This is a genomic window from Pseudonocardia sp. McavD-2-B (assembly GCF_024124365.1).
In the GTDB taxonomy this organism is placed as follows: Bacteria; Actinomycetota; Actinomycetes; order Mycobacteriales; family Pseudonocardiaceae; genus Pseudonocardia; species Pseudonocardia alni.
On record NZ_JAMXSG010000063.1, the window covers coordinates 1 to 23,838 of the forward strand.

The following is a 23,838-nucleotide window of genomic DNA, read 5'->3' on the forward strand; positions in this document are numbered from 1 at the left end:
GGAGTCGTCGCGCTCGGGCGCGGCTCCCCGGCATACGGGCCCCCGGGGTGCCGCTCGGTCGAGAGCGCGTCCGGTCCGGGAGCCTCCGGAACGCGGCGACGCCCGCGCCGGGAGCCGTGGTCGGCCCGGTCCGCTCCTGGCCGGGCCAGATCGTCACGCTCCGTGATCGACCGGGGACGGCCACGGGGCGCGGCCGGGCGGGGCTCGGGCTCCCGGGCGGACGGGAAGACGATCCCGGCGACGAGGTCCTCGGGCGAGAGGTCCCGGGCCGACGCCTCGACGACGTCGTCCGACCGGTCCATCACCTCGACCGATCGGCGACGTCCACGTCGGGGCGCCGGGGACGACTCGTCCCCGAGCACCCAGCGACCCGAGTCCGGGTCCCATCTCGGTCCTGGCACGACGCCCCCCTTTGGTAGCCGTGCCGATTCAACGATTCGGACGCGCGCCGGTTACGGAGCGCGGTCACGGTCACAGAGCGGGGGTCCCGTTCGGCCCTTCCGCCGCCCCGTTCGGACGCGCCGGACCCCCCGCTGGCACCGGGCCCGGTCCGGACGAGAGTGGGCACCATGTCGATCGACCCGCAGTTCCTCCTGGGCCGCCGTACCACCGCCGACCTCGCCGACGACCTCGGCGACGCCGTCCGCTCCTGCGACGTCCAGTTCCGCTCCTTCGGCGCACACTCCCGCTTCGGCGGTCCCGTGCGCACCGTGCGGTGCGAGAACGACCACGCCCTGCTCCGCGCCACGCTCGACGGCCCCGGTGACGGGGCGGTCCTGGTCGTCGACGGCGGCGGTTCGACCCACTGCGCGCTCATCGGCGATGTCATCGCCGGCCTGGCGGTGGCGAACGGCTGGGCCGGGATCGTCGTCAACGGGGTCGTCCGCGACAGCGTGGCACTCGCCGCGCTCCCCCTCGGCCTCAAGGCGCTGGGCACGAATCCCCGCAGGAGCAGCAGGACCGGGGCCGGGGAGGTCGACGGCACCGTGACGTTCGGCGGGGTCGACTTCACCCCGGGCGGGATCCTCTACTCCGACGAGGACGGGATCGTCGTCGTCGCGCGGTGAGGTGCCGGCGGCTTTCGTCGACCCCTGAGCGCCGAGTCCGACTCCCGGCTCGCCGAGTTCCTGCGCCGGGTGGAGGCGAGCGGCGACGACGCCGCTCCGGCCGCCGTCGTCGTCGGGGCGGGCGAGGCCTCCGAGGTGCAGGAGCCGATCGCGCTGCAGTTCGCCGCGACCGTGCGGGAGCAGCCACGTCGAGCCCGCCGGCGGGCCGGACCGCGACCTGCGACGGGTGCGGCTCACCCCCGCGGGACGGGAGTGGCTCGCGGAGTACGACCGGAGCGCGCCGACGCCGCACCCCCGCTTCCCGTCCTAGCCACGGGCGCGAGAGCGCGGCATGCGCGCCGGACGACGGCGTCGGCGTAGGCGTGGTCGAGCGCCCCGGTCCGCAGCTGCCACCGGTCGCCCAGGCGGTGCTGCCCCATCTCCGCGCCCGCGGAGCGGGACACACCATCCAGATCTCCACGACCGGCGCGGTGGGTGCCATGCCGACCCTCGGCCTCTACAACGCGGGCAAGTGGGGGCTGGAGGGCTTCTCGCAGGCGCTCGCCGGTGAGGTGGCCCGGTTCGGTGTCCGCGTCTCCGTGGCCCAGCTCGGCGGGTTCGACACGGACTGGGCCGGCGCGGGGATGCACTTCGCGACCCCGTCCGCCGTCTACGACGACCTGCGGCGCGAGCTCTTCGGGACGGCCGAGGTGCCGTGGCGGGCCGAGGGGCCGCTCGGGGCGCCCGTCGCGGAGGCGGTCGACGCCCTGCGCCGGCACGTCCACGCACCCGACGGCCCGTTCCGGCTCCTGGTCGGGGCGGACGCCCCCGACCAGGTCACCGCGGCGCTGCGGGCCCGGTGCGAGGACTACGCCGAGGACGACCGCTTCGTCTGGCCGGCTCCGGCCGCGACGCCCTGACCCACCGGGGCCGGCCTCCTGCCGGTCGCCGACGAATCGTCCGGCCGGGACCTGCTCGCCCGGTGGATCCCGCACGGCGGTCCCGCCGGGACGCCGGGGCTGCACCCGCACCCGGTGGTCGGGACCTGGCCGGACGACTATCGCTGGCATAGCCGGCTGCGCATCGTCGGGCGGCGCTCTGCCGCGCAGACTCGGGGCACACCGCGCCAGCGGGTGGAAAGCCGAGGGTAGAGAAGAGGCAACGGTGCCCGACAACAGTCCGCGCGAGGTCCTCCCGCACTTCGATCCGCACGATCCCGGTCTGTCCCCCGAGCGCGCCTACGCGACCTACGCGCAGCTGCGCCGACATTGCCCGGTCTCGCACGGCGAGCGCCACGGCGGCTACTGGTCGATCGCGCGGTACGCCGACGTCCGCGACGCCGCTACCGACCACATGACCTATTCCTCGACCGGCGGCGTCTACCTGCCCCCGGTGTCCGGGAGCCGGTTCCCCCCGATCGACCACGACCCGCCCGAACACGCCGGGTTCCGCGAGCTCATCGCGCCGCTGACGAGCGGCGCCGCGGCGAAGACGATGGAACCGGCGGTCCGCGCCATCGCCGAACGCCTCGTCGACGGGTTCACCGGACGGGGTCGCGCCGAGCTCGCCGCCGAGCTCGCCACTCCGCTACCGCTGGAGGTCATCACCCGGCTCTATGACCTGGGTCCAGAGGACACGGAGGAGATCCGCGGCTACTCCGAGGAGTTCCTGACCCACGCCTCCGGCTCCCGCGGCCCAGAGATCATCGACCGGGTGTGCCGGTACTGGGTCGGCCTGTTCGCCGACCGGCGCGAGAACCCACGCGAGGACTTCCTCACCGGGCTCGTCGAGGCCAACCGCGAACTCGGGGCGACCGACGACGAGCTCGCCAACATGATGTTCATCCTGACCTACGCCGGGCACGACTCCACGGCGCTCGGTCTGGGCAACACGCTGTTGTACCTGGCCGAGCATCCGGATGTGCAGCAGCGGCTGCTCGACGAGCCGAAGCTGATCCCTTCCATGATCGACGAGATCCTGCGCCACGAGACCCCGCTGCACTGGTTCCCGCGACAGCTCACGGCCGACACCTGCCTGCACGGTCAGCAGATGAAGGCGGGTGAACGGGTGCTGCTGCTGTTCGCCTCGGCCAACCGCGATCCCGAGGTCTTCGACCGCGCCGACGAGATCGTCATCGACCGGCGGCCGAACCGGCACCTCGCGTTCGGCGCCGGGATCCACACCTGCCCCGGGATGGCCCTGGCCAAGCTCGAGATCCGCACGGCGGTCCAGGTCGTGCTGGAGCGCATCCCCGGGTTCCGGGTGGACGGCGACGTCGAGCGGACCGACCCGCTCGAGGGCGGAGGGCGTCACCTCGGCGTCCGGCGGCTGCCGGTGACCTGGTGAGCGCCGCCGTGCCCGGCCCGGCCCCGGCCCCCGCGCCGACGACCCGTCAGATGGTCACCGCGGGCACCGCGTCCACGGTCGGTTTCGCGTTCGATCTGTTCGACCTGTTCATCCTGCTCTACGTGGCCTCCACGGTGGGCCCCCTGTTCTTCCCCACCGACAGCCCCACACTCACGCTCGCGGCCACGTTCGCCTCGTTCGGGGTGAGCCTGGTGATGCGCCCGCTGGGCGGCGCGGTGTTCGGCCGCTACGCCGACCGGCACGGCCGCAAGCAGACCATGCTGGTCACCGTGGGCGGCGTCGGTCTGGCCACCGCCCTGATGGGAACGCTGCCGACCTACGCCGCGATCGGTGTCGCCGCACCGCTGGTGTTCGTCGCGCTCCGTCTGGTGCAGGGCCTGCTCGTCGGCGGCGTCGTCGCCTCGACCCACACCCTCGGCACCGAGACGGTGCCCCAGCGCTGGCGCGGCCTGGTCTCCGGACTGGTCGCCGGCGGCGGGCCCGGGCTCGGCGCCGTGATCGCGTCGGTGGTGTTCCTGGCCGTGTCCTCGGCGTTCCCCGGACCCGCGTTCGACGCGTGGGGCTGGCGGGTCATGTTCTTCACCGGCCTGGTGGCCTCGCTGGCGAGCCTCGCGTTCTTCCGGCTGCTCGAGGAGTCCCCGGTGTGGTCCGCCGCGCGGGCGCGGGCCGCCGGTGCGGTGCCGGAGCCGCCGGCCAGGGCCCGGGACCTGCCGACCGCGGTAAGGCCGCGGACGCTGGTCGCGGCCGCCGCGCTGGTGACCGGCGCGGGCGCGCAGTACTACCTCACCTCGGGCTACCTGCCCACGTTCCTGGACGAGATCAACCAGCTTCCGGCGGGCGCGCGTGGGCTGCTGCTGGTCTGGACGAGCCTGGCCATCCTGCCGATCGCGTTGCTGGCCGGGCACGCCTCAGAACGGTTCGGCCGTCGCCCGGTGTTCCTGGCCACCGGCATCGTGAACCTGGTGGCACTGCCGCTGCTCGCGCTGGCCATGGGTGGGCTGGGGCCGGAGGACACCGGGGCGCTGCTCGGCTACGGCCTGATGATCACGATGCTGGCCAACGCCCCCATCGCCGCGGTGCCGATCTTCCTGAACGAGCTGTTCCCGACCCGGTTGCGTGCGACCGCGACCGCCCTGATCTGGAACGGCGGGTTCGCCATCGGCGGGCTGACCACCACGTTCGTCAGCCTGGCCAGCCCGACCGTGCCGGACATCCCCAGCCGGCTGGCGCTGTTCCTGGCCGTGGTCGTCGCGCTGTTCCTGCTCGGGGCGGCGTTCGTCCCCGAGACGCGCGGCGCGCTCGACCGCGAGGACCCGCGCGACGCCGTTCCCAGTCCGTCACCCACCGCCACGGCCGACCGGCCGGAGCCCCTCCCGGGAGGATCACAATGAGCACGAACGAGCAGAGCAGCGGCGAGCACCTGGGCCGCACCGTCCTCGTCACCGGCGCCGGCGGCGGGATCGGCGGCGACTACGTCGCCGCGTTCGCGGCGGCGGGCGCGAACGTCGTGGCCACCGACGTCGCCGGGGCCGCCGACGCGGGGCTCGCCCTGGCCGACGAGGTGAGCTCCGCCGGCGCGGGGAAGGTCGTGTTCGTGACGGCCGACGTCACCTCCGACGCCGACTGGGAGACCGTCGTCGCCACCGCGGGCGCCGAGTTCGGCGGGATCGACGCGCTGGTCAACAACGCCGCGATCTATCAGGGCCTGGGCACCAAGTCGCACCTGACCGAGCTCACCACCGAGGCCTGGGACCGGGTGCTGACGGTCAACGTGCGCGGCACCTGGCAGGCGATCAAAGCGGTGACCCCGGCCATGCGCGCCCGCGGCGGCGGACGGATCGTCAACATCTCCTCCACCGTGGCGCGGATGGGTGCGCCCGGGTTCGCGCACTACGTGGCCTCCAAGGCGGCCGTGGACGGGCTCACACGGGCCGCCGCACGTGAGCTCGGATCCGACGCGATCACCGTCAACGGCGTCGCCCCCGGCCTCGTCAGCGACGCCGCCAGCCGGACACTCAACACCGGCGACTACATCGCCGCGGCGGCGAAGGGGCGGGCGCTGGGCCGCGAGATGACCCCGGGCGACCTCGTCGGCGCCGTCATGTGGCTGGCCTCGCCGTCGTCCGGGTTCGTCACCGGCCAGACCGTCGTCGTCGACGGCGGTGGGGTGTTCACGTGAGCTCCGACCTGCGTTCCTGGCTCGACGTGCTCGACGGCCGCGGCGAGCTCGCCCGGCTGAGGTCCCCGATCGACCCGGACCAGGACGTCGCCGCGGTGCTGACTCGTGCCGACGGGCAGCGCGCCGTGCGGTTCGGCGACGTGATCGGCGCGGGGTTCCCGCTGGTGGGGAACACCGTGCCGAGCCGGACGCACCTCGGCCTGGTACTGGGCTGCGAACCGGCCGGGGTGGCCGACCGCTTCGCCGCCGCCCTGGACGCCCCGGAGCGCTGCCCGGAGGTGGAGGCGTCCGGGGCCCCGGTGCTGGCGAACCGCATGCACGGCGACCGGATGCTCTCGGTGCTGCCGCTGACCCGTCAGCACTCCGAGGACGGCGGCAGGTACCTGACCTCGGCGCTGCTGGCGGTCCGCGACCCGGTCAGTGGTCGGATGAACCTCTCGATCAACCGGCTGCTGGCCGCGGGCGAGCGGGAGCTGCGTGCGCTGCTGCTGCCCGGGCGGCTACGGAGGATCTTCACCGAGGCCGAGGCGGCGGGGCGCGACCTCGACGTCGCCCTGGTGGTCGGGGTGCACCCGGCGCTCGTTCTCGCCAGCCAGTCCCCCGCCGACCGCGAGCTCGACGACTACGCCGTGGCCAACGCGCTGGCCCCTCCGGTCGAGCTGGTCGCCGCCCCGACCGTGGACGCGCTGGTGCCGGCCCGGGCGGAGTTCGTGCTGGAGGGCCGATTCCGGGCCGGACGCCGCGAGGCCGAGGGGCCGTTCGGGGAGTATCCGCGCACGTACGGGCCCGGCGGCCCCGCCCCGGTGATCGAGCTGGTGGACGGCTGGCACCGTGACGACGCGGTGTTCCAGACCATCCTCTCCGGCGGCCGCGAGCACTTCTACGCCGGCGGCGTACCGCGCGAGGCGGCCTGCCTGCGGGCTCTGCGCCGGGCCGGGCTGGACGTGGCGGCGCTGCGGCTACCCGAGTCCGGCTCGTGCCGGCTCACCGCCGTCGTCGCGCTCCGCGGGCCCACGCCGGGAGCGCCGACCACCGCGATGATGACGCTGTTCCTCACCGCGTCCACGATCAAACAGGTCACTGTCGTCGACGACGACGTGGACATCACCGACGACGAGCAGGTGGCCTGGGCGGTGGCCACCCGGACCCAACCCGACCGGGACCTGCTGGTGGTGCCGAACGCGAAGGGCAGCAGCCTGGATCCCTCGGCCGAGCAGGGGCTCACCGCGAAGCTGGGCCTCGACGCCACCGTCCCGGCCGCCGACCGGGACCGCTACCGGCAGATGACGGTGGCCCCGGCCGACCCGTCGGCTCTCGAGCGCCATCTCGCGGAGCTGGGGGACCTCCGATGAGACGCATCATCGTCGCGCTCACCGGGGCGTCCGGGGCGGTGTACGGGATCCGGGCGCTGGAGCTGCTGCGCGAGGTGCCCGACGTCGAGACGCACCTGGTCCTGACGAAGGCGGCGCGGGCGACCATCGGCTACGAGACGGACCGCAGCGTCGCCGACGTGCGCGCACTCGCCGACGTCGTGCACTCCGACGGCGACCTGGGCGCGCCGATCTCCTCCGGCTCGTTCCGCACGGCCGGGATGCTGGTGGCGCCCTGCAGCGTGAAGACGCTGTCCGGGATCGCCGCCAGCTACGACGAGTCGCTCGTGGTGCGGGCCGCGGACGTGGCGCTCAAGGAGCGCAGGCGCCTGGTGCTCCTGTTCCGGGAGACCCCGTTGCACGCCGGACACCTACGGCTGATGTCCGAGGTCACCGCCTCCGGCGCGATCGTGATGCCGCCGGTGCCCGCCTTCTACGCACACCCGCACAGCGTCGCCGACATCGTCGAGCACACCACCGGTCGGGCGCTCGACCTCCTGGACGTCGACACCGACGCGGTCGCCCGCTGGACCGGCGAGCGAGACGGACGAGCTGTCGTGCACCGGTCGTAGACATGCGGCCGAGCTCCGCCCTCAATCGCGCGCCGTGCGCAGCAGCAACCGGCGGAACGCCTGTACCGGCGGGGACACGTGCGCGCTGGCCCGCGACACCACGCCCAGCTCACGGAACGCACAGGAGTCGGCGATCGGGACCGTGGGGCCTTCGCCCGCGGCCATCCTCGGTAGCAGCGCGACCCCCATCCCGGCGGCCACCATCCCGTGCACGATCGCCAACTGTCCGGTCTCCAGCACCACCCGCGGACGGACACCGGCCTCGGCCAGCAACTGATCGGCGAGGTCCCGCAGCCCGTACCCGGTACGCATCCCGACGAGATCCTCGCCGGCCAGCTCGGCGAGCGCGACCTCCGCACGGCCGGCCAGCCGGTGCGCGGCGGGAACCAGCACGAGCACCGGCTCGCGGACCAGCTCGTCGACGCACAGCCCGCTCAGGGTCAGCGGCATCCGGGTCATCGCCAGGTCCAGTTCCCCGGAGCGCACGAGCTGCTCGAACTCCCGGGAGATGTCGTGTTCGACGATCCGCACCCCGACCAGCGGGTGCGCGCGCCGGAACCGGGCCAGCACCTCGGGCAGCATCCGCGCGCCGATGCTGGGCAACACGCCCACCCGGACCTCGCCTTCACGCAGGCCGCTGACCTCGGCCACCCGTTCCCGGCCGCGTTCGAGTTCGGCGAGCGCGATCTCCGTGTGCTCGAGCAGCGCGGATCCGGCCGCGGTCAGCACGATGTGCCGGCCGGTCCGCTCGAACAGCCGAGCACCGACAGCCTGCTCCAGCTTGCGGATCTGCACCGACAACGACGGCTGGGACAGATACAGACGGGCGGCCGCGGAGGTGAAGCTCCCCTCGTGCGCGATCGTCACGAAGTACCGAAGTTGATGAAGCTCCACAGATCACCCCGGACCATCTGTTCGATACCGTGTCACCGCGTCGGCGCGCACGCGTTCATCCGGCCTCGGACCGCACCCTGAAGTCACCCGGCTCGACCACCGCGGAGATCGCGACCCCCGCGACGAGCGCCCAGAACGGGCTGGAGATCCCCAGCGGCGCGACCCCGCTCATCGCGACCACCAGGGCCGTCAGCGCGCCGGTCCGGAACCGGCCGTCGCCGAACGCGCCGCGGAACGACGACACCAGCACCCCGATCATGGCGAGCCCCGCGACCACCGCCACCAGCTCGGTCGGCAGCGCCGTGACCGCGGTGACCGCGATCCCGGCGAGGGCGCCGAACGCGATGAACAGCACGCCGTTGACCGCGCTCGCGGCGTAGCGGGCGTCGGGGTCCGGCCCGGCCTGCGGACCCGAGCAGATCGCGGTCATGGGGCCCGCGACGTTGGCGTTGTGGCCGCCGGTCAGCGGGGCCAGCAGCCCGCCCACGCCGCTCGCGACCGTCATCGCGTTGATCGGGGGCCGGTAGCCCTGGCTGAGCAGCACACCGTAGGCCTGGGCGTTCTCCGCGGCGATCACCAGGACCGCCAGCGGGATCCCGACGGCCAGGATCGCGGCGAGGTCGAACGTCGGGGCCACGAGCACCGGCGCCGTCCAGCCCTCGACGGCGGTGGCCTGCGGGGCGAAGCCGCCCGTGACCGCGGCCGCGACCAGCCCGGCGACCAGCGCACCGAGCGCGCCGGGCACCGCCGGTACGAACCGGGACAGCAGCAGGAACCCGGCCACCGCGGCCGCGACGATCCACGGCGCGGACTCGGCCGCGGTCACCACCCCGGTGCCGAACCGGATCAGCGCCCCGGCGATCATCGCCATCACGATCTGCTGCGGCAGCCACCGGGACACGGTGCCGATCAGGCCGGACAGCCCGAGCACGAGCACGAGCAGTCCCGCGACGAGGAACGCGCCGACGACGGCGGAGAACGGGAACGTCCCCAGCGCCCCCACCACCAGGACGGCCCCCGGGATGGAGAAGGCGCCGACGACCGGCATCCGGTAGCGCAGGGCGAGGAACAGCGAGATCAGGCCGCCGAAGACGTAGATCCCGAAGATCCACGACGCGATCACCCGGCTGTCCAGGCCGTTCGCGGCGGCACCGTCGATCACGATCAGGGCCGGCCCGGTGCAGCCGAACACGGCCGCGACCACCCCGGCGCCGACCGTTGCGGGGTTCAGCCGCCGGGGCAGGCCGCGCAGCCCGGACCTGATCCCCGGGCCGGGTTCGATGCGGCGGGTCGGCCGCGGCTCGGCCGGCGGGGTGGGCGGTGCGGCGGCCGGGCCCTCGGCGGGCTCGTCGGTCGGTGCGGTCATGGTGTCGCCTCCTTGCGATCACTCACCGGGCAGGGAGCGGGCGGCTACCGGCGCCGCAGTGTGCGGACGCGGGTGAGGCCCCGGCGGACGAGCGCGCCGACGGTGTCCCGGACGGTCCCCAGCACCAGGCGGAGCTGCGCACCGCGGCCGGGCTCGGTGACCGAACCGGTCTCGGCGGCCTCGTCGACGCTCGTCGCGAACTGCTCGAACAGCCGCCGCGAGACGTCACCGGCCAGTGCCCGGCCGAACTGGGCGACGCGGCCGGTGAGGTGGACGTCGGCGTGCGCGGTCAGGACCGTGCCGCCGTCCGGTCCGGCCTCGGCGGCCAGCACGACGTCGGCCTGGGTGGCGCTGCCGCCGGCGTCGGCGCCCTGGGCGTGGAACCGCAGCCGGTGCGCGGCCGGGTCCCGCTCGACGACCTGGGCCAGACCGTCGAAGGACAGCTTCACCGGGCCGAGCGCGACGACGGCCCGGCCGCGGTAGCGGTCGCCGTCGAGCACCTCGGTCAGCCGGGCGCCGGGCAGGCAGCGGGCGAGCAGGTCGAAGTCGTCGAGCACCGCCCAGACCCGCTCGACCGGCTGCCGGAGCGCGCTGGTGACGTCGACGACCGCGGACGGCGGCCCGGAGGGCAGCCGCACCTCCTGCGCGAGCGCCGCCGCCGGCACGTCCTCGGCGGGGGCGCCGGCGCCGCTGCCGCCACCGGTCCCCCGCCCGACCAGGGTCCGCGCGCCGCACGCCCGGGGCCCCGGGACGCCGTCCGGGTGGCTCTGCCGCACGTCGTCGACGGCCGCGAGGATCCCGCGGTAGCCGGTGCACCGGCAGAGCACGCCGGACATCTGCTCGGGCAGCTCCTCGCTCTCCACCTCCGGGGTGTTGCTGAGCAGGTCGTAGCTGCTCATGAGCATCCCGGGGGTGCAGAACCCGCACTGCAGCGCGTGGTGGGCGGAGAACGCCTGCTGCAGCGGGTGCTGGTCCTCGGGGGTGCCCAGGCCCTCCACGGTCACGATCTCGGCGCCCTCGCACTGCACCGCGAACAGCAGGCAGGCGCGGGCGGCCTCGCCGTCGACGAGCACGGTGCACATGCCGCAGACGCCGTGCTCGCAGCCCAGGTGGGTGCCGGTGAGGCCGAGCTGCTCGCGCAGCACGTCACCGAGGTGGGCGCGGGGCGGCACGGTGACGGTCGTCTCGGTGCCGTTCACCGTCATCGTGATCCCGACGGTCTCGTCGGCGGCGACGCGGTCCCGCGGCTCCGCAGTACCTGTTCGCCTCGGCTCCACCGTGGTCATGAACGCTCCTTCCGGTCCCGGGCGCGGTGCAGCGCACGGGACAGCTCGCGGGCGGCGAGCACCCCGAACAACCGGCGCCGGTAGCCGGTGGATCCGTGGGTGTCCCCGCCGGTGTCGACGACCTCGTCGGCCAGTGCGGCGGTGGCCGGGCGCAGGTCGTCCTCGTGCTCGGTGAGCAGCGGTGTCACGTCGCGGGTCACGGCGCGGTCGGAGATCCCGAACCCGGTCAGCCGGGCCTCGGTCACCGCGCCGTCGTCGCCGACCCGCACCCGGGTGACCACCCCGGCGAGCGCGAAGTCGCCGTGCCGGCGGGCGATCTCGGCGAACCCGAAGCCCTCCCCCGGCCGGGCGTGCGGGAACGTCACCGCGACGACGACGTCCTCCGGCCCGGCCGCGGTGGTCATCGCGCCGGTCACGAACTCCTCGGCGGGCATGCTCCGCCGCCCGGCCGGGCCGGCCAGCTCGACCGTCGCCTGCGCGCAGCAGGCGACGGCGGGCAGCTCGGCGGCCGGGTCGGCGTGGGCGAGGCTGCCGCAGACGGTGCCCCGGCTGCGCAGCTCCCGGTGCCCGACGAAGGGCATGGCCATCCCGATCAGCGGGACCGCGCGGGCGGACCGGTCGTGCTCGACCGCGCGCTGCCGCACCGCCGCGCCGATCCGGTACCCGTCCTGCTCCGGTCCCGCTGCCGTCAGCTCGGGCACGGCGGTGATGTCGACCAGGGTGCCGGGGCGGCCCAGGCGCATCGCGAGGACCGGCACCAGGGACTGGCCGCCGGCCAGCACCTTGCCGTCGCCGCCGGCGAGCTCGCCGAGCACGTCGTCGAGCCGGCCGGGGCGGACGTAGGCGAACGGTGCGGCCTTCATCAGCGGCCCGTGAAGTTCGGGGTGCGCTTCTCCCCGAAGGCCTTCACGCCCTCGGCGAAGTCCTCGGTCGCCCGCAGCATCGAGTAGGCCTTCCGCTCCAGCTCGATGCCGGTGTAGAGCGGGCCGTCGACGCCGCGGTCGAGGACCTCCTTGGCGGTGCGCAGCGCGGCCGGGGAGAACCCGGCCATCTTCAGCGCCAGCGCGTCGACCTCGGCGTAGAGCGCGTCGCGGTCGTCGTACAGGCCGGCCAGGATGCCCCAGTCGAGCGCCTGCTGGGCCTGGATCCGGGTCGCGGTCATGATGTGGAACTTCGCCCGGGACAGGCCGATCAGCCGGGCCAGGCGCTGGGTGCCGCCGGAGCCGGGGATCATGCCGAGGTTCATCTCGGGCAGCGCGAGCTGGGTACGGCCGGTGCCGAGCCGGATGTCGCAGGACAGCGCCATCTCCAGCCCGACGCCGAAGCAGTAGCCGTCGATCGCGGCGATGACCGGCTTGGTGCTGCGGGCCGGGGCGGTGACGTCCTGGCCGAGGTCGGTGAGGTCGATCGGGTCGACCTCCATGAACCCGGCGATGTCGCCGCCGGAGGTGAAGTGCTGGCCGTCGGAGCGGATCACCACGACGCGGACCTGCGGGTCCCGGTCGATCTCGGCGAAGCGCTCGGCGACCAGCCGGCGCATCTCCATCGTGACGACCGTGTACTTGCCGTGGGACAGGGTCAGGTACGCGACCCGCCCGTCGTGTGCGCGCTCCAGGACGACGTCGCCGCCGGTGAGTGCCATGTCAGGAGTTCTCCTTCTCGGTGAGCAGTCGGTGCAGTACCTCGCCGTGCAGCGGCAGGCGGGTGATCTCGATCCCGTGGGGGGCCAGCGCGTCGGCGACGGCGTTGGCGTAGGCCACCGGGAAGCTCATGGACGACCCCTCGCCGCAGCCCTTGGCGCCGAGCGGGGTCAGCGGTGACGGGGTCACCACGTGGTCGGTTCGCAGGTCGAACCCGGCCTCGGCGCTGGTCGGGCACAGGTAGTCGAGGAACGTCGCCGCCGTCGGCTGCCCGGAGTCGGCGTGGGTGAACTCCTCGTAGGCGGCACCGCCGAGGCCGTGCACGAGCGCGCCGTAGACCTGGCCGTCGAGCAGGGTCTGGTCGAGGACGGTCCCGGCGTCGTGCACCGAGGACACCCGGTCGACCTCGATCTCCAGGGTGTCCGGGTCGATCCGCACCGCGACGATCTCGGCGACGAAGCCGTAGCAGAGCGAGGAGTTGATCCGGTCGTCCGCCGTGGCCGCGCGGGTCTCCCGCGGGGAGAACTCGGCCTCGGCGTAGAGCCGGGCGGGGACGCCGTCGGGCAGCGACGCCGGGTCCCAGTGCACGACACCGGCGGCGTGGCGGAAGGCGACCGAACGACCGTCCGGGTGGACGACCTTCCCGTCGAGCAGGGTGAGCTCGCCCGGGTCGGCTCCCTCCAGCAGCGTGGCCCCGGCCGCCTTCACCGTGGCGGCGATGGTGTCCGCGGCGGCGACGACCGCGCTCGTGACGAGCGGCGCGAACCGCGACGAGTACGACCCGGACGTGACCGTCCACGGGGTCGTCGCGGTGTCCATGTCGACGACCGCCCGTACCTGCGCGATCGGCAGCCCGAGCCGCTGCGCCGCGACCTTCCGCGCCACGGTGGCGTGGCCCTGGCCCTGCGGGACCGACCCGAGCAGCACGGTGACGATCCCCTGCAGGTCCACCGACATCCGGACGTGCTCGGTGGAGCCGGACTTGTCCCGGCCCGGTTTGCGGTCCTCGGCGGGGGTGGCCAGGCCGACGTAGCCGATGTTGGTGCCGGACGGGTCGACGACCAGGGCGGTGCCGATGCCGTAGAAGGCGCCCTCGGCCCGGGCCGCCTCGCGCCGGCGCTCCAGCTCGGCGAGGTCGGCGTTCTTCACGGCCAGGTCCAGCGCCGCGGCGTAGTCGCCGGAGTCGTAGACGCCTCCGGTCGCCGTCTCGTGCGGGAACGTCGACACCAGGTTGCGCCGCCGCACCTCGACGACGTCGCGCCCGGTCGCCGCGGCGACCGCGTCCATCAGCCGTTCCAGCCCGAAGTAGAGCTGCTGGCCGCCGAAGCCCCGGTTCAGCCCGGTCGGCATGGTGTTCGTGACCACGGCGCGGGCCCGGATCTCGACGGCGTCGATGCGGTAGGGCCCGGTGATGTTGCCATAGCAGCGGTAGAGCGTGGAGGGCTCCGGCGGGCGCAGGTAAGCGCCGACGTTGTCGATCAGGTCGGTACGCAGGGCCGTCACGGTGCCGTCGGCGTCGACCGCGGCGGAGAAGGTCATCGCCCGGTCCGCACCGGTGGAGCTCGCCATCAGGTGCTCGACGCGGTCCTCGGCCCACCGCACCGGCGTGCCGGAGTGCTTCGAGGCCAGCGCCATCAGCACCACGTAGGGGTAGATGCCGGCCTTGATCCCGAAGCTGCCGCCGATGTCGGCGGGGACGTGCAGCCGCACCCGCGACGTCGGGATCCCGAGCGCGCCGGCCATGACCGGGACCATCGAGAACGGTCCGTGGAAGTTCGCCCAGGCCTCGACCGAGGGGCCGGCGTCGCCCTCGTTCCACTGCGCGATGACCGAGTAGCACTCCATCGGCACCGAGGAGTAGCGCGGGAAGTCGTAGCGGCCGGTCACCACGTGCGCGGCGTCGCGGAACCGCTCCTCGACGGGACCGAAGGAGAAGGTCCGGTCGGTGGCGACGTTGGACCCGGCGCCCTCGTGCAGCAGCGGCGCGTCCGGCTCCAGCGCGGCGCGGGCCGCGGTGACCGCACCCAGGTCGTCGTACTCGACGGCGACGAGCTCGGCGGCGTCCTCGGCGACGTAGCGGTCCGAGGCGACGACGACGGCGATCGGCTCGCCGACGAAGCGCACCTTGTCCACACCGGTGGGCAGGTAGGGCATCACCGCGCCGGTCGACAGGGGGAAGGGCCGCAGCGCGGCGCGCACCTCGTCGGGGCCGATCACCGCCGCCACCCCCGGATGGGCACGGGCCCGGCTCAGGTCGACCGAACGCAACCGGGCGTGCGGACGGGTGGAGCGCACGACGGTGGCGACCAGCGTGCCGGGCAGCGGGTCCAGGTCGTCGAGGAACGCGCCCCGGCCGGTGACCAGCGCGGCGTCCTCGTCCCGGCTGGGGACCCAGGTGCGGGCGGCCACAGACACATCGGACACATCAGACACGTGCTTCTCCCCTCAGGTCGTACTCGCCCGCGACGAGCGTGCGGCGCAGCGTCTTGCCGACCCCGGACCGCGGGATCGAGTCGACGGCGATCACCCGCTTCGGCCGCTTCAGCGACGGCAGTTGCTCCCGGGCCCAGGCCAGGGCCTGCTCGGCCGCGGCCAGCGGGTCGGTCCCGCGGGCGGGGACCACGAACGCGGTCACCGCGTGTCCCCATCGCTCGTCGGGCAGTCCGACCACGCAGACGTCGTCGATGGCGGGACAGCGGGTCAGGACCGACTCGATCTCGTCCGGGTAGATGTTCTCGCCACCGGAGTTGATCATGTCGTCGGTGCGGCCGGAGACCCAGAGGTCGCCGTCGGAGTCGGCGACGGCGAGGTCACCGGTGTGGTACCACCCGTCCCGGATGGCCTTGGCGTTCGCGTCCGGCCGGTTCCGGTAGCCACCGAAGGCCTCGGGCGAGGCCATCGAGACGATCACCTGCCCCTGCGTCCCGCGCGGGACCTCCTCGTCGACGGGGGCGCCCGCGTCGGGCGCGATCAGCCGGACCCGGGAGAACAGCCCCGCCCGGCCGGCGCAGCCGGGCTTGGCGGCGACGTCGGGCCCGATGGTGAACGTGTAGATCTCGGTCGAGCCGAAGTGGTTGACGAACGAGGTGGGCGCGACCTGGTCGACCAGCTTCTCGGCGAGCGACGGGGTCATGGCGGCACCGGCGTAGGCGAGGTTGTCGAGCGCACGGGCGTCACCGAGCCGTCCGGTGCGCAGCAGCGACCAGTAGATCGTCGGCACCAGGTACAGGGAACCGACGTTCTCCTCGAGGATCAGCTGCATCGACTCGTCGGCGTCGAAGGCGGGCTGGCCCACCCACGTGCCCCCGACCACGACGGAGGCCAGCAGCGTGCGCAGGCCCATCGTGTGGAACAGCGGCATCACCCCGAGGGTCGCGACCCCCTGCCGCTGCCGGGTCTGCATCACGTGCGCGACCGCTGCCAGGTGCTCGGCCCGGTGGGTACGCGGGACACCCTTCGGCTTCCCGGTGGTCCCCGACGTGTAGAGCATGACGCTGAGGTCCGATTCGTCCGGGGCGACGCAGACGGGGCTGTCGAGCCGCTCGGCGAGCTCGTCGACGGCTGCCACGTCCCGCAGCAGGTCCCCGAGGCCGGCGGCGGCGACCCGCTCGGCGTGCGCGGCGTCGGCGACCACCAGGCGGACGTCGGCGTCGCCCAGGCAGTAGCCGAGCTCCTCGACCCCGAACCGGGTCGAGAGCGGCACCGAGACCGCGCCGAGCTTCTGCACGGCCAGGTGCAGGCTCGCGAGCTGCTCGCCGCCGTGCATCACCAGGCCCACCCGGGCCCCCCGCTCCACGCCGAGGCTCCGCAGGGCCCCGGCCAGCCGGTCGGTCCGCGCGTCCCACTCCCGGTAGGAGAGCCACCTGCCGGTTCCTCGTACCGCCGGCCGGTCGGGGTTGCGCTCGACCGCCCATCGCAGCGTCGTCACCAGGTCCATCCGACCCCCTCGTCATTAGTCTGTTTCAGACCATACGGTTCAGACTGTCAGAGGGGAAGCCCCGGATTCCACCGGCCTCGGGAACGACCCCGTCCGGCGGCATCCGCCGGGGAGGAGGGTCGGTCATCGGTGGCGGGACGCACGTGCGAGGGTCGAGCCGCATCCGCGGATCGACGATTCGCCTCGTCTAGAGTCCGCGGAGCACCGGCCGGCACGAGAGGAGCGCGGATGCGACTGTCCACGACGTCGTATCTGGTCCTGGGCATGATCGCGTTGCGCGGGCCCTCGACGCCGTACGACCTGAAGCGGGCGGTCAGCCGCTCCGTCGGCTACTTCTGGCACTTCCCGCACGCGCAGCTGTACTCCGAGCCGGACCGGCTCGCCGACGCAGGCCTGCTCGCCCTCGACACCGAGGAGCACGGACGGCGGCGCAAGACCTACTCCCTGACCGACGAGGGCCGGGCGGCCCTGCGTGAGTGGCTGGCGGCGCCCACCGCCGAGCACTTCCAGATGCGCGACATCGCCGAGCTCAAGCTGTTCTTCAACGAGGCGGGATCCCCCGACGACGTCGAGAAACTAGCCCGCGAGCAGATACGCCAGCACGAGAGCCGGATCGCCGACTACGAGGACATGGTCGCCCGGCACGGTCGCGAGGAGTGGGCCGAGCCGCGCATGATCACGATCGAGCTGGGCCTGGAGATGGAGCACGCGGCCCTGCGGTTCTGGAGCGCGCTGGCGAACGACGAACTCGACCGGCTCCGTCGCGAGCGGGCCGAGCGCGACCCGCGCGACTGAGCACCGGCCCTGTCGGGGGTCGTTCGCTCGCTCCGATCCGTGGGTCCGTGACCACCTGGTCTACCGCCGCGTCGTCCGGGGCCCTGGTGAGTCCCGGACGACGTCCGACCGGACACGGAGTCCGGGGCCGGCCGGATGTCGCACGTCAGTCGGTCGATGACGCAGGCCGTCCGGCGACGTCACGCGTGGCGGCCGTGCCATCCGTCCCGGTCCCGTCCACCGGCTGCTCGGAGAGATGCCCCCGCACCGTCACCATCCGGGGCGGGACCTCGGAACGGAGCCCGGCGACGAGGGCGAAGACCATCGCGAAGACCATGGTGAAGATCGGCAGCCCCACCACGGTGATCACCTGCTCCAGCGCATCCAGCGCGGCATCACCGCCCAGGACGATGAGCGAGGCGGCCAGTGCACCGATGGTGAGCCCCCAGAACACCCGCTGCCGGATCGGGCTGGGCCGGTCGTCACCGGTGCAGAGCATGTCGACGACGAGGGCGGCCGAGTCCGCGGACGTCGCGAAGAACAACGCGACCACGACGACCGCGATACCGGAGACGAGTGTCGCCGCCGGGAAGTTCTCGAAGAAGGCGAACATCGCGAGCGGCACGCTGTCGGCGACGGCGGCCGAGATCGGCCCCCCGGTCCCGCCGATGCCGTCGATCGCCATCGCCGACCAGCCGAAGATCACGAACCAGACGACCGTGAAGGTCGCCGGGGCCACGAGCACCCCGCCGACGAACTGGCGGATGGTGCGCCCCTTCGAGATGCGGGCGAGGAAGACCCCCATGAACGGGGCCCAGGTCACTGTCCACGCCCAGTAGAAGACGGTCCACCCGGCCTGCCAGCCCCAGCCGTCCTCGTCGGTGTAGGGGGCCAGGGAGTCGTTCCAGAAGGACAGCCTCGGCAGGCTCGACAGGTAGAGCCCGGTCGTCTCGATCATCTGTCGGAGGAGGAAGACGGTCTCACCGGCCATGAGTACGAACAACATCAGACCCACCGCGAGTCCGATGTTGAGGTTCGACAGCCGACGGATGCCCTTGTCCAGCCCGACCGCGATCGACCCCGTCGCCACGAGGGTGAGGACGGTGATGACCGCCACCCGCACACCGACGGAGTCCGGCACCCCCAGCAGCGCACTCAGCCCGGCACTGATCTGCGAGGTGCCGAGGCCCAGCGACACCGCGACGCCGAACACCGTGCCGAGCACCGCGAAGATGTCGATCGCCCGCCCGATCGGGCCGTGGATCCGCTCCTTGAGGAACGGATAGAACACCGACGAGACTCGCATCGGCAGGTCGTAGCGGTAGATGAAGTAGCCGAAGGCCAGCCCCGGCAGCGTGAAGATGGCCCAGGTGTGCAGGCTCAGGTGGTACAGCGCGAAGGACATCGCGTCCTGCGCGGCTTGGGCGCTGTAGGGCTCGACACCGTCGACCGGGGGCGCCGTGAAGTGCGAGATCGGCTCCGCGACCCCCCAGAACATCAGGATGGTCCCGATCCCCCCGGCGAACAGCATGGTGAACCAGGACACGTTCGAGTAGGCGGGACGTGCGTCGTCACCGCCCAGGCGCAGGGTGCCGTAGCGGCTCAGGGCCACCCAGATCAGGAACACGAGCCAGGTCGTCACGCCCACGACGAAGTACCAGCCGAGGTTCGTCGTGATCCACCCACGACCCGCGTCGAACGCCGCGCCGATGGGGCCGGGCGCGAGCAGCAGCACCACGAGGAAGGCGATGATCAGACCTGCAGACCAGAAGAAGATCTGCGGGTGGGTGCGCAGGCCGAGCCTGCGCGCGAGTTCCTGCACGTCGCGCTCCTCCTCCGGCCGCCGACCGGTCCGCCCAGTGGTGGTGTTCGCCTCGGGTCGTCGGAGGCAGGGCGGACGGCGACGACGCAGTCGCGCAAAGATGTCCGATAAAGCCCTTGATGTCCACCTGTCGGGGGCTGCGGAGATCGTTGCCGGACCATGCGCGGTGGGTGTGACCAGGAGTCATCTCGGCTCGGCAACGGTCTCACCGGATCAGCCCGACGCCGGCCCTCACGGAGACCCCCTACCGACTACGGGTGCGGTCAGGGCTGCCGTCGTAGGAGTACGTGCTGTCGGCCGGGACGGCTGTACGAACTCAACCGTCCCGGCCTGACCCTCGCATCGCCCCGGGTCGACGCTCGGGATGCGGCGCGTCTGCCCGCTGCGCCGATACCCAAACGCCGGACCGCCAACACTAGAGGGAGTCGATGTCCTGGGGACGCTCGGCGACCGTGCGGGCCAGGCGCGCCAGCTTCACGTTGATGTCCTGCGAGGTCCGCCGCAGCAGGTCGAAGGCCTGGTCGGCGTCCAGCCCGCGGCGGGCCATCAGGATGCCCTTGGCCTGGCCGATGACATCACGGGTCTCGATCGCCGTCTGCAGATGTGCCTGCTTGAGCTCCGCGGCCGAGACCGCGTCGGTGGTCGCCAGCGCGAGCGAGGCGTAGCCGGCCAGGATGGTCAGGCGGTCGAGGTCGGCGCGGCCGAAGGCCCGCGGTCCGGAGGCGTACACGTTGAGCGCGCCCGGCAGCCGGGGCGGCCGGGCGTCGGGGAGCAGCTCGACCGCGGCCACCGAGAGGAACCCGTGACCCACCGCGGTACCGGCCAGCTCGGGCCACCGCTCCTCGTGCCGCAGGTCGTCCGACACCGCGGACGCGGGGCCGTCCTCGCGGGCGGCGTCGACGCAGGGACCGCGACCGCTGCGGTACTGCACGACGTCGATCTCCTCGGCCGGCCCGCCGGTGGACACCGGTGTGTAGTAGTGGCCTGCGTCGTCGCGCATCGTCACGCTCGCCATCGCCGCCACGGGTACGACGCGTGTCACGGCGTCGAGCACCCGGTCCAGCACCTCGGCGACCGTCGCACAGTCCAGGAGCGCCGGTGCGAGACGCCGGAATTGCCCGACGACGTCAGCGTCGGCGTCGGCGTCGGCCGTGGCGTCGTACGGGGCGGGGCACGCGCCGTCGGTGCTGCGCTCCGACTCGTCCGGCGTCCCCATCGGCTCTGGTCGCGTCAACTCCACCCGGCGGGGTGACCCCTCGTGGGCGCGGCTAAACCTCGCGAGGCGATGCCGCCGCAGGCCGTCCGCTCGCGTTGCGCTCGGTCTCGTGCCCGCACGACGTGGGCGTCCCGCCGACGGCGGTCGAGCCCGATCGCTTGACGCGCACTCGCGGGGCTTCTAGCCTAACTGAAGTCAATTCACCTTCACTTCCGGTACTGCACTTCCGGTACGACGTGCCGACGGGGGGACCATGGACGAGCCGCGGACCGCATCCCGGGCCGATCTCCTGGTCCTCGGCGGCGGCATGGCGGGCCTGTCGGCGGCGGCGCGTGCCGCCGGACACGGCCTGCGGGCGGTCCTGGTCGACTGCGCCCCGGACCTGGGCGGGTCCGCGCGGTACGCCGGCTACCTGTGGACGGCCGCCACCCCCGAGGTCATGGCGGAGGTCAACCCCGGCGGCTCCCCCGAGCTGCGGGACACCGTCGTCGCGGGGTTCCCCGCAGCTCTCGACTTCGTCCGTGATCTCGGGGTCGACCTCGGGTCCGCGGTGCCCGTGCTGCGCTACGGCATCGGCCACCGGGTCGACACGGGCGCGTTCGTCGCCGCCTGCCGCCGACGCGTCGCGGGCGCCGGTGAGATCCTCCTGGGCGTCCGCGCCGAGCGGCTGCTGACACACTCCACCGGCCGCGTCGCCGGCGCACGGATCGTGACCGCGGACGGCACCCGGAAGGACATCATCGCGACGACGACGCTGCTCGCCACCGGCGGGTTCCCCGCCGACCCGGACCTGCGGGCCGAGCACGTGCACCCGCAGGCCCGCGACATCGCCGCACGGTCCAACCCGTGGAGCACCGGGGACGGCCTGCGCCTCGCGACGGCCGCCGGCGCCCGGATCACGAACTCCGGCGGCGGCTTCTACGGCCACCTCGTACCGGCCGGCGTCCACCTCACGCCCGAGCTGTACGTCGAGGCGGCGCTCTACTACAGCGAGCACGCCCTGCTGTTCAACCTCGCGGGCGAACGGTTCGTCGACGAGAGCCTCGGGGACCACCTGACCACGATCGCCCTGGTGGAGCAGCCGGAGTGCCGGGGCCTGCTGGTGACCGACGCCCGCGGCCACCGCGACCGCGTCCGGGCGCCCTACGTCGCAGGCGGCCCGGCGAACGACAAGTTCGAGTTGGCCCGGCGGCGCGGCGCCCGCTGCGTGGTGGCCGGATCGGCGGAGGACTTCGCCCACGTGCCGCCGGAGTGGGGCTACGACGGCCCACGGATCGCGGCGGAGATCGCCCGGCTCGCCTCCGGCGGGCGCCCCCACCCGCCGCGGTCGGTCCTCCCCCGCCTGCTGGACGAACCGCCGTACTACGTCGTCGAGGCGACCGCGGCGATCACCTTCCCGTTCGCCGGGATCGACACCGACGGACACGGGCGGGTCCGGTCCTCCGGCGGCGGTGTGATCGACGGGCTGTACGCCGCGGGCGCGGACGTGGGCGGCCTCTACCGCAACGCCTATGCGGGCGGCCTCGCACCGGCCGTCGTCCTCGGGCTCGCCGCCGCGGACGCCGCCCGCGAGCGGGCCCACCTCCCACCGGGCACCGCCCCGCACTGACCGCACCATCACCCCCGGATCCCTCCAGCGCGCAAAGGAGCGCCATGTCGAGCACGACCTCCCAGGACGCCGCCCGGATCGGTCGCCGGGCCAGTACGGCCGCGGCCGTCGGCACGGCCATCGAGTACTACGACTTCGCCATCTACGGCTACCTCGCGGTGGTGCTCGCCCCGCTGTTCTTCCCCTCCCAGGACGGGCTCATCGGGGTCCTGGCGACGCTGACGGTCGTGGCCAGCGGCTTTCTGGCCCGGCCCATCGGTGGGCTGTTCTTCGGCCGCCTGGGTGACCGCCGCGGTCGCCGCACGGTGCTGATGGTCACCGTCGCCGTGATGGGCGTCGCCACCGTGCTCACCGGGCTCCTGCCCACCTACGCACAGGTCGGAGTACTCGCCCCGATCCTCCTCACGGTGCTGCGGATCGGGCAGGGCTTCTCCGCCGGTGGTGAGATCGGAGGGGCGGCCTCGCTGGCCACCGAATCCGCCCCGTCGAGACGACGGGGCCTGTTCGGATCGGCCACCTCGGTGGGCATCGCGCTCGGTCTCGCCGGTGCGGCGGCCGTCGTGGGCACCGTGACCGCGCTGACCACGCCCGAACAGCTGGCGGCCTGGGGATGGCGCATCCCGTTCCTCATCGCCGGGCCGCTGCTGGTCGGCGCGGTCCTGTACCGGATGCGGGTCGAGGACTCGCCGCTGTTCCAACAGATGATCGACACCTCCGAGCCGCCCAAGGCCCCCATCACCGAGGTCGTCCGCGACCACCGGCGGTCGGTGTTCGGTGTGATCGGCGTCGCCTACGCGACGATGACGGCAGGCGGGCTCAGTTCGGTCTACCTGCTCGTCCACCTCTCGGCCGTGCTCGGGTACTCGCTCACCGGGGCGCTGTGGCTGATCGTGCTCATCGTGCTGCTCCCGATCGGGCTCATCCCGTGGGCGGGCGCGCTGAGCGACCGCTTCGGCCGGCGGACCGTCCTGACCGCCGGACTCGTCGGTTTCGCCGTACTCGCGGTGCCCTGCTACTGGGTGATGCAGCAGGGGTCGATCGGGCTCGCCGTGGTGGCCGCCCTCGTGCTGAACGTGCCGTTCGGGATCTGCCAGGGCGTGATCTACACGCTCTACTCCGAGCTGTTCCCCACCCGGGTCCGCTACACGGGTGTCTCGATCGGGTTCAACATCGGCGGGGTCATCGGGTCCGGGCTGGTGTCGGTCATCGCGACCTCGCTCGTGTCGCTGAGCGGCAACACCCTGGCCCCCGCGTTCTACCTGGTGTTCGCCGCGCTCGTCGGGCTCGGCGTGATCGCGGTCCTGCGGGAGACCTCGGGGGGCACGCTCGCCGAGGACGTGACCGGCCGGGCCGCGGAGCCGGCGTGACCCTGCCGATGGCGGGTCGCCGGGTTGTCGTCACCGGCGCCGGGAGCGGTATCGGGCGCTCCGTCTGCGACCGGCTCTGTGCCGCAGGTGCCTCCGTGGCCGGCCTGGACATCGACGGCGACGCCCCGGCGGTCGGCGGCCGCCGGCACATCGGGTGCGACGTCCGCGACGAGGACGCGGTGGCGCAGGCGTTCGACCGGGGGGCGCGCGAGCTGGGCGGGATCGACGGCCTGGTCACCTGTGCCGGCGTGCCGGGCCGGGTGTCGCCCCCCCCCCCCCCCCCCCCCCCCCCCCCCCCCCCCCCCCCCCCCCCCCCCCCCCCCCCCCCCCCCCCCCCCCCCCCCCCCCCCCCCCCCCCCCCCCCCCCCCCCCCCCCCCCCCCCCCCCCCCCCC

21 protein-coding genes are annotated in these 23,838 nt (G+C 73.6%); 11 read left to right on the top strand and 10 right to left on the bottom strand.

Going from position 1 to position 23,838, the window contains the following annotated elements; all coding sequences use genetic code 11:
- Positions 1 to 302: hypothetical protein (locus NH602_RS11180; protein ID WP_237453674.1), on the bottom strand; the 302-nt coding region annotated here is incomplete at its 3' end.
- Between the two features lie 267 nt (positions 303 to 569).
- On the opposite strand from NH602_RS11180, the gene rraA reads away from it, so the two are divergent.
- From rraA to NH602_RS11215, 7 genes are all read left to right on the top strand, one after another.
- Positions 570 to 1,067 (top strand): ribonuclease E activity regulator RraA, encoded by a 498-nt coding sequence (gene rraA, locus NH602_RS11185; protein WP_253067784.1) that lies wholly within the window; start codon positions 570 to 572, stop codon positions 1,065 to 1,067.
- A 362-nt stretch (positions 1,068 to 1,429) separates the two neighbouring features.
- Positions 1,430 to 1,966, top strand: a complete 537-nt coding sequence (locus tag NH602_RS11190) for an SDR family NAD(P)-dependent oxidoreductase (protein WP_253067785.1) — start codon at positions 1,430 to 1,432, stop codon at positions 1,964 to 1,966.
- Positions 1,967 to 2,210: 244 nt separating this feature from the next.
- Positions 2,211 to 3,392 carry a cytochrome P450 gene (locus tag NH602_RS11195; RefSeq protein ID WP_253067786.1) on the top strand — a complete coding sequence of 394 codons (1,182 nt, stop codon included), beginning with the start codon at positions 2,211 to 2,213 and terminating at the stop codon, positions 3,390 to 3,392.
- Positions 3,389 to 4,804 carry an MFS transporter gene (locus NH602_RS11200; protein WP_073577267.1) on the top strand — a complete coding sequence of 472 codons (1,416 nt, stop codon included), beginning with the start codon at positions 3,389 to 3,391 and terminating at the stop codon, positions 4,802 to 4,804. Before NH602_RS11195 ends, NH602_RS11200 begins: the two co-directional genes overlap by 4 nt.
- Positions 4,801 to 5,592: an SDR family NAD(P)-dependent oxidoreductase gene (locus NH602_RS11205; protein WP_073577268.1), complete on the top strand. Its 792-nt coding sequence runs from the start codon at positions 4,801 to 4,803 to the stop codon at positions 5,590 to 5,592. The genes NH602_RS11200 and NH602_RS11205 overlap by 4 nt, the downstream gene beginning before the upstream one ends.
- The gene (locus NH602_RS11210) at positions 5,589 to 6,944 is read left to right on the top strand and encodes a UbiD family decarboxylase (RefSeq protein ID WP_253067787.1); all 1,356 of its coding nucleotides are present in this window, start codon (positions 5,589 to 5,591) and stop codon (positions 6,942 to 6,944) included. The genes NH602_RS11205 and NH602_RS11210 overlap by 4 nt, the downstream gene beginning before the upstream one ends.
- Complete coding sequence (locus tag NH602_RS11215; RefSeq protein WP_179762226.1) at positions 6,941 to 7,534, top strand: UbiX family flavin prenyltransferase; 594 nt, start codon at positions 6,941 to 6,943, stop codon at positions 7,532 to 7,534. The genes NH602_RS11210 and NH602_RS11215 overlap by 4 nt, the downstream gene beginning before the upstream one ends.
- A gap of 21 nt (positions 7,535 to 7,555) precedes the next feature.
- On the opposite strand, the gene NH602_RS11220 is transcribed toward NH602_RS11215, so the two are convergent.
- Genes NH602_RS11220 through NH602_RS11250 form a run of 7 tightly spaced genes read right to left on the bottom strand, consistent with a single transcriptional unit; the run spans position 7,556 to position 16,657 of the window.
- Positions 7,556 to 8,428, bottom strand: coding sequence for a LysR substrate-binding domain-containing protein (locus NH602_RS11220; RefSeq protein WP_308292832.1), 873 nt, complete (start codon positions 8,426 to 8,428; stop codon positions 7,556 to 7,558).
- Positions 8,429 to 8,483: 55 nt separating this feature from the next.
- The gene (locus NH602_RS11225) at positions 8,484 to 9,794 is read right to left on the bottom strand and encodes a benzoate/H(+) symporter BenE family transporter (protein WP_253067789.1); all 1,311 of its coding nucleotides are present in this window, start codon (positions 9,792 to 9,794) and stop codon (positions 8,484 to 8,486) included.
- A gap of 44 nt (positions 9,795 to 9,838) precedes the next feature.
- The gene (locus tag NH602_RS11230) at positions 9,839 to 11,080 is read right to left on the bottom strand and encodes a 2Fe-2S iron-sulfur cluster-binding protein (protein ID WP_179762223.1); all 1,242 of its coding nucleotides are present in this window, start codon (positions 11,078 to 11,080) and stop codon (positions 9,839 to 9,841) included.
- On the bottom strand, positions 11,077 to 11,943 hold the full coding sequence (locus NH602_RS11235; RefSeq protein ID WP_093353927.1) for a xanthine dehydrogenase family protein subunit M: 867 nt from the start codon (positions 11,941 to 11,943) through the stop codon (positions 11,077 to 11,079). The genes NH602_RS11230 and NH602_RS11235 overlap by 4 nt, the downstream gene beginning before the upstream one ends.
- Positions 11,943 to 12,722: an enoyl-CoA hydratase/isomerase family protein gene (locus tag NH602_RS11240; RefSeq protein ID WP_073577274.1), complete on the bottom strand. Its 780-nt coding sequence runs from the start codon at positions 12,720 to 12,722 to the stop codon at positions 11,943 to 11,945. Before NH602_RS11240 ends, NH602_RS11235 begins: the two co-directional genes overlap by 1 nt.
- Before the next feature lies 1 nt (position 12,723).
- On the bottom strand, positions 12,724 to 15,129 hold the full coding sequence (locus NH602_RS11245; RefSeq protein ID WP_253067790.1) for a molybdopterin cofactor-binding domain-containing protein: 2,406 nt from the start codon (positions 15,127 to 15,129) through the stop codon (positions 12,724 to 12,726).
- Between the two features lie 16 nt (positions 15,130 to 15,145).
- Positions 15,146 to 16,657 (bottom strand): class I adenylate-forming enzyme family protein, encoded by a 1,512-nt coding sequence (locus NH602_RS11250; RefSeq protein ID WP_179762221.1) that lies wholly within the window; start codon positions 16,655 to 16,657, stop codon positions 15,146 to 15,148.
- A gap of 228 nt (positions 16,658 to 16,885) precedes the next feature.
- On the opposite strand from NH602_RS11250, the gene NH602_RS11255 reads away from it, so the two are divergent.
- Positions 16,886 to 17,452, top strand: coding sequence for a PadR family transcriptional regulator (locus NH602_RS11255; protein WP_073577276.1), 567 nt, complete (start codon positions 16,886 to 16,888; stop codon positions 17,450 to 17,452).
- A gap of 145 nt (positions 17,453 to 17,597) precedes the next feature.
- Here NH602_RS11255 and NH602_RS11260 read toward each other — a convergent pair whose 3' ends face one another.
- Positions 17,598 to 19,253: a BCCT family transporter gene (locus tag NH602_RS11260; protein ID WP_083658940.1), complete on the bottom strand. Its 1,656-nt coding sequence runs from the start codon at positions 19,251 to 19,253 to the stop codon at positions 17,598 to 17,600.
- A gap of 415 nt (positions 19,254 to 19,668) precedes the next feature.
- Positions 19,669 to 20,469 (bottom strand): GAF and ANTAR domain-containing protein, encoded by an 801-nt coding sequence (locus NH602_RS11265; protein WP_253067791.1) that lies wholly within the window; start codon positions 20,467 to 20,469, stop codon positions 19,669 to 19,671.
- Positions 20,470 to 20,722: 253 nt separating this feature from the next.
- On the opposite strand from NH602_RS11265, the gene NH602_RS11270 reads away from it, so the two are divergent.
- From NH602_RS11270 to NH602_RS11280, 3 genes are all read left to right on the top strand, one after another.
- The gene (locus NH602_RS11270; protein ID WP_253067792.1) at positions 20,723 to 22,078 is read left to right on the top strand and encodes an FAD-binding protein; all 1,356 of its coding nucleotides are present in this window, start codon (positions 20,723 to 20,725) and stop codon (positions 22,076 to 22,078) included.
- A 44-nt stretch (positions 22,079 to 22,122) separates the two neighbouring features.
- The gene (locus tag NH602_RS11275) at positions 22,123 to 23,445 is read left to right on the top strand and encodes an MFS transporter (RefSeq protein ID WP_253067793.1); all 1,323 of its coding nucleotides are present in this window, start codon (positions 22,123 to 22,125) and stop codon (positions 23,443 to 23,445) included.
- 8 nt (positions 23,446 to 23,453) lie between these two features.
- Positions 23,454 to 23,838 (top strand): SDR family NAD(P)-dependent oxidoreductase (locus NH602_RS11280; RefSeq protein WP_253067794.1); only part of this gene is annotated, 385 nt, incomplete at its 3' end.

Excerpts from the sequence above, each read along its gene's own strand:
- NH602_RS11205 (WP_073577268.1), top strand. The coding sequence starts at position 4,801 with ATGAGCACGAACGAGCAGAGCAGCGGCGAGCACCTGGGCCGCACCGTC.
- NH602_RS11250 (WP_179762221.1), bottom strand. The coding sequence starts at position 16,657 with ATGGACCTGGTGACGACGCTGCGATGGGCGGTCGAGCGCAACCCCGAC.
- NH602_RS11230 (WP_179762223.1), bottom strand. The coding sequence starts at position 11,080 with ATGACCACGGTGGAGCCGAGGCGAACAGGTACTGCGGAGCCGCGGGAC.
- NH602_RS11275 (WP_253067793.1), top strand. The coding sequence starts at position 22,123 with ATGTCGAGCACGACCTCCCAGGACGCCGCCCGGATCGGTCGCCGGGCC.
- NH602_RS11235 (WP_093353927.1), bottom strand. The coding sequence starts at position 11,943 with ATGAAGGCCGCACCGTTCGCCTACGTCCGCCCCGGCCGGCTCGACGAC.
- NH602_RS11265 (WP_253067791.1), bottom strand. The coding sequence starts at position 20,469 with ATGGGGACGCCGGACGAGTCGGAGCGCAGCACCGACGGCGCGTGCCCC.
- NH602_RS11215 (WP_179762226.1), top strand. The coding sequence starts at position 6,941 with ATGAGACGCATCATCGTCGCGCTCACCGGGGCGTCCGGGGCGGTGTAC.
- NH602_RS11225 (WP_253067789.1), bottom strand. The coding sequence starts at position 9,794 with ATGACCGCACCGACCGACGAGCCCGCCGAGGGCCCGGCCGCCGCACCG.
- NH602_RS11240 (WP_073577274.1), bottom strand. The coding sequence starts at position 12,722 with ATGGCACTCACCGGCGGCGACGTCGTCCTGGAGCGCGCACACGACGGG.
- NH602_RS11270 (WP_253067792.1), top strand. The coding sequence starts at position 20,723 with ATGGACGAGCCGCGGACCGCATCCCGGGCCGATCTCCTGGTCCTCGGC.
- NH602_RS11255 (WP_073577276.1), top strand. The coding sequence starts at position 16,886 with ATGCGACTGTCCACGACGTCGTATCTGGTCCTGGGCATGATCGCGTTG.
- rraA (WP_253067784.1), top strand. The coding sequence starts at position 570 with ATGTCGATCGACCCGCAGTTCCTCCTGGGCCGCCGTACCACCGCCGAC.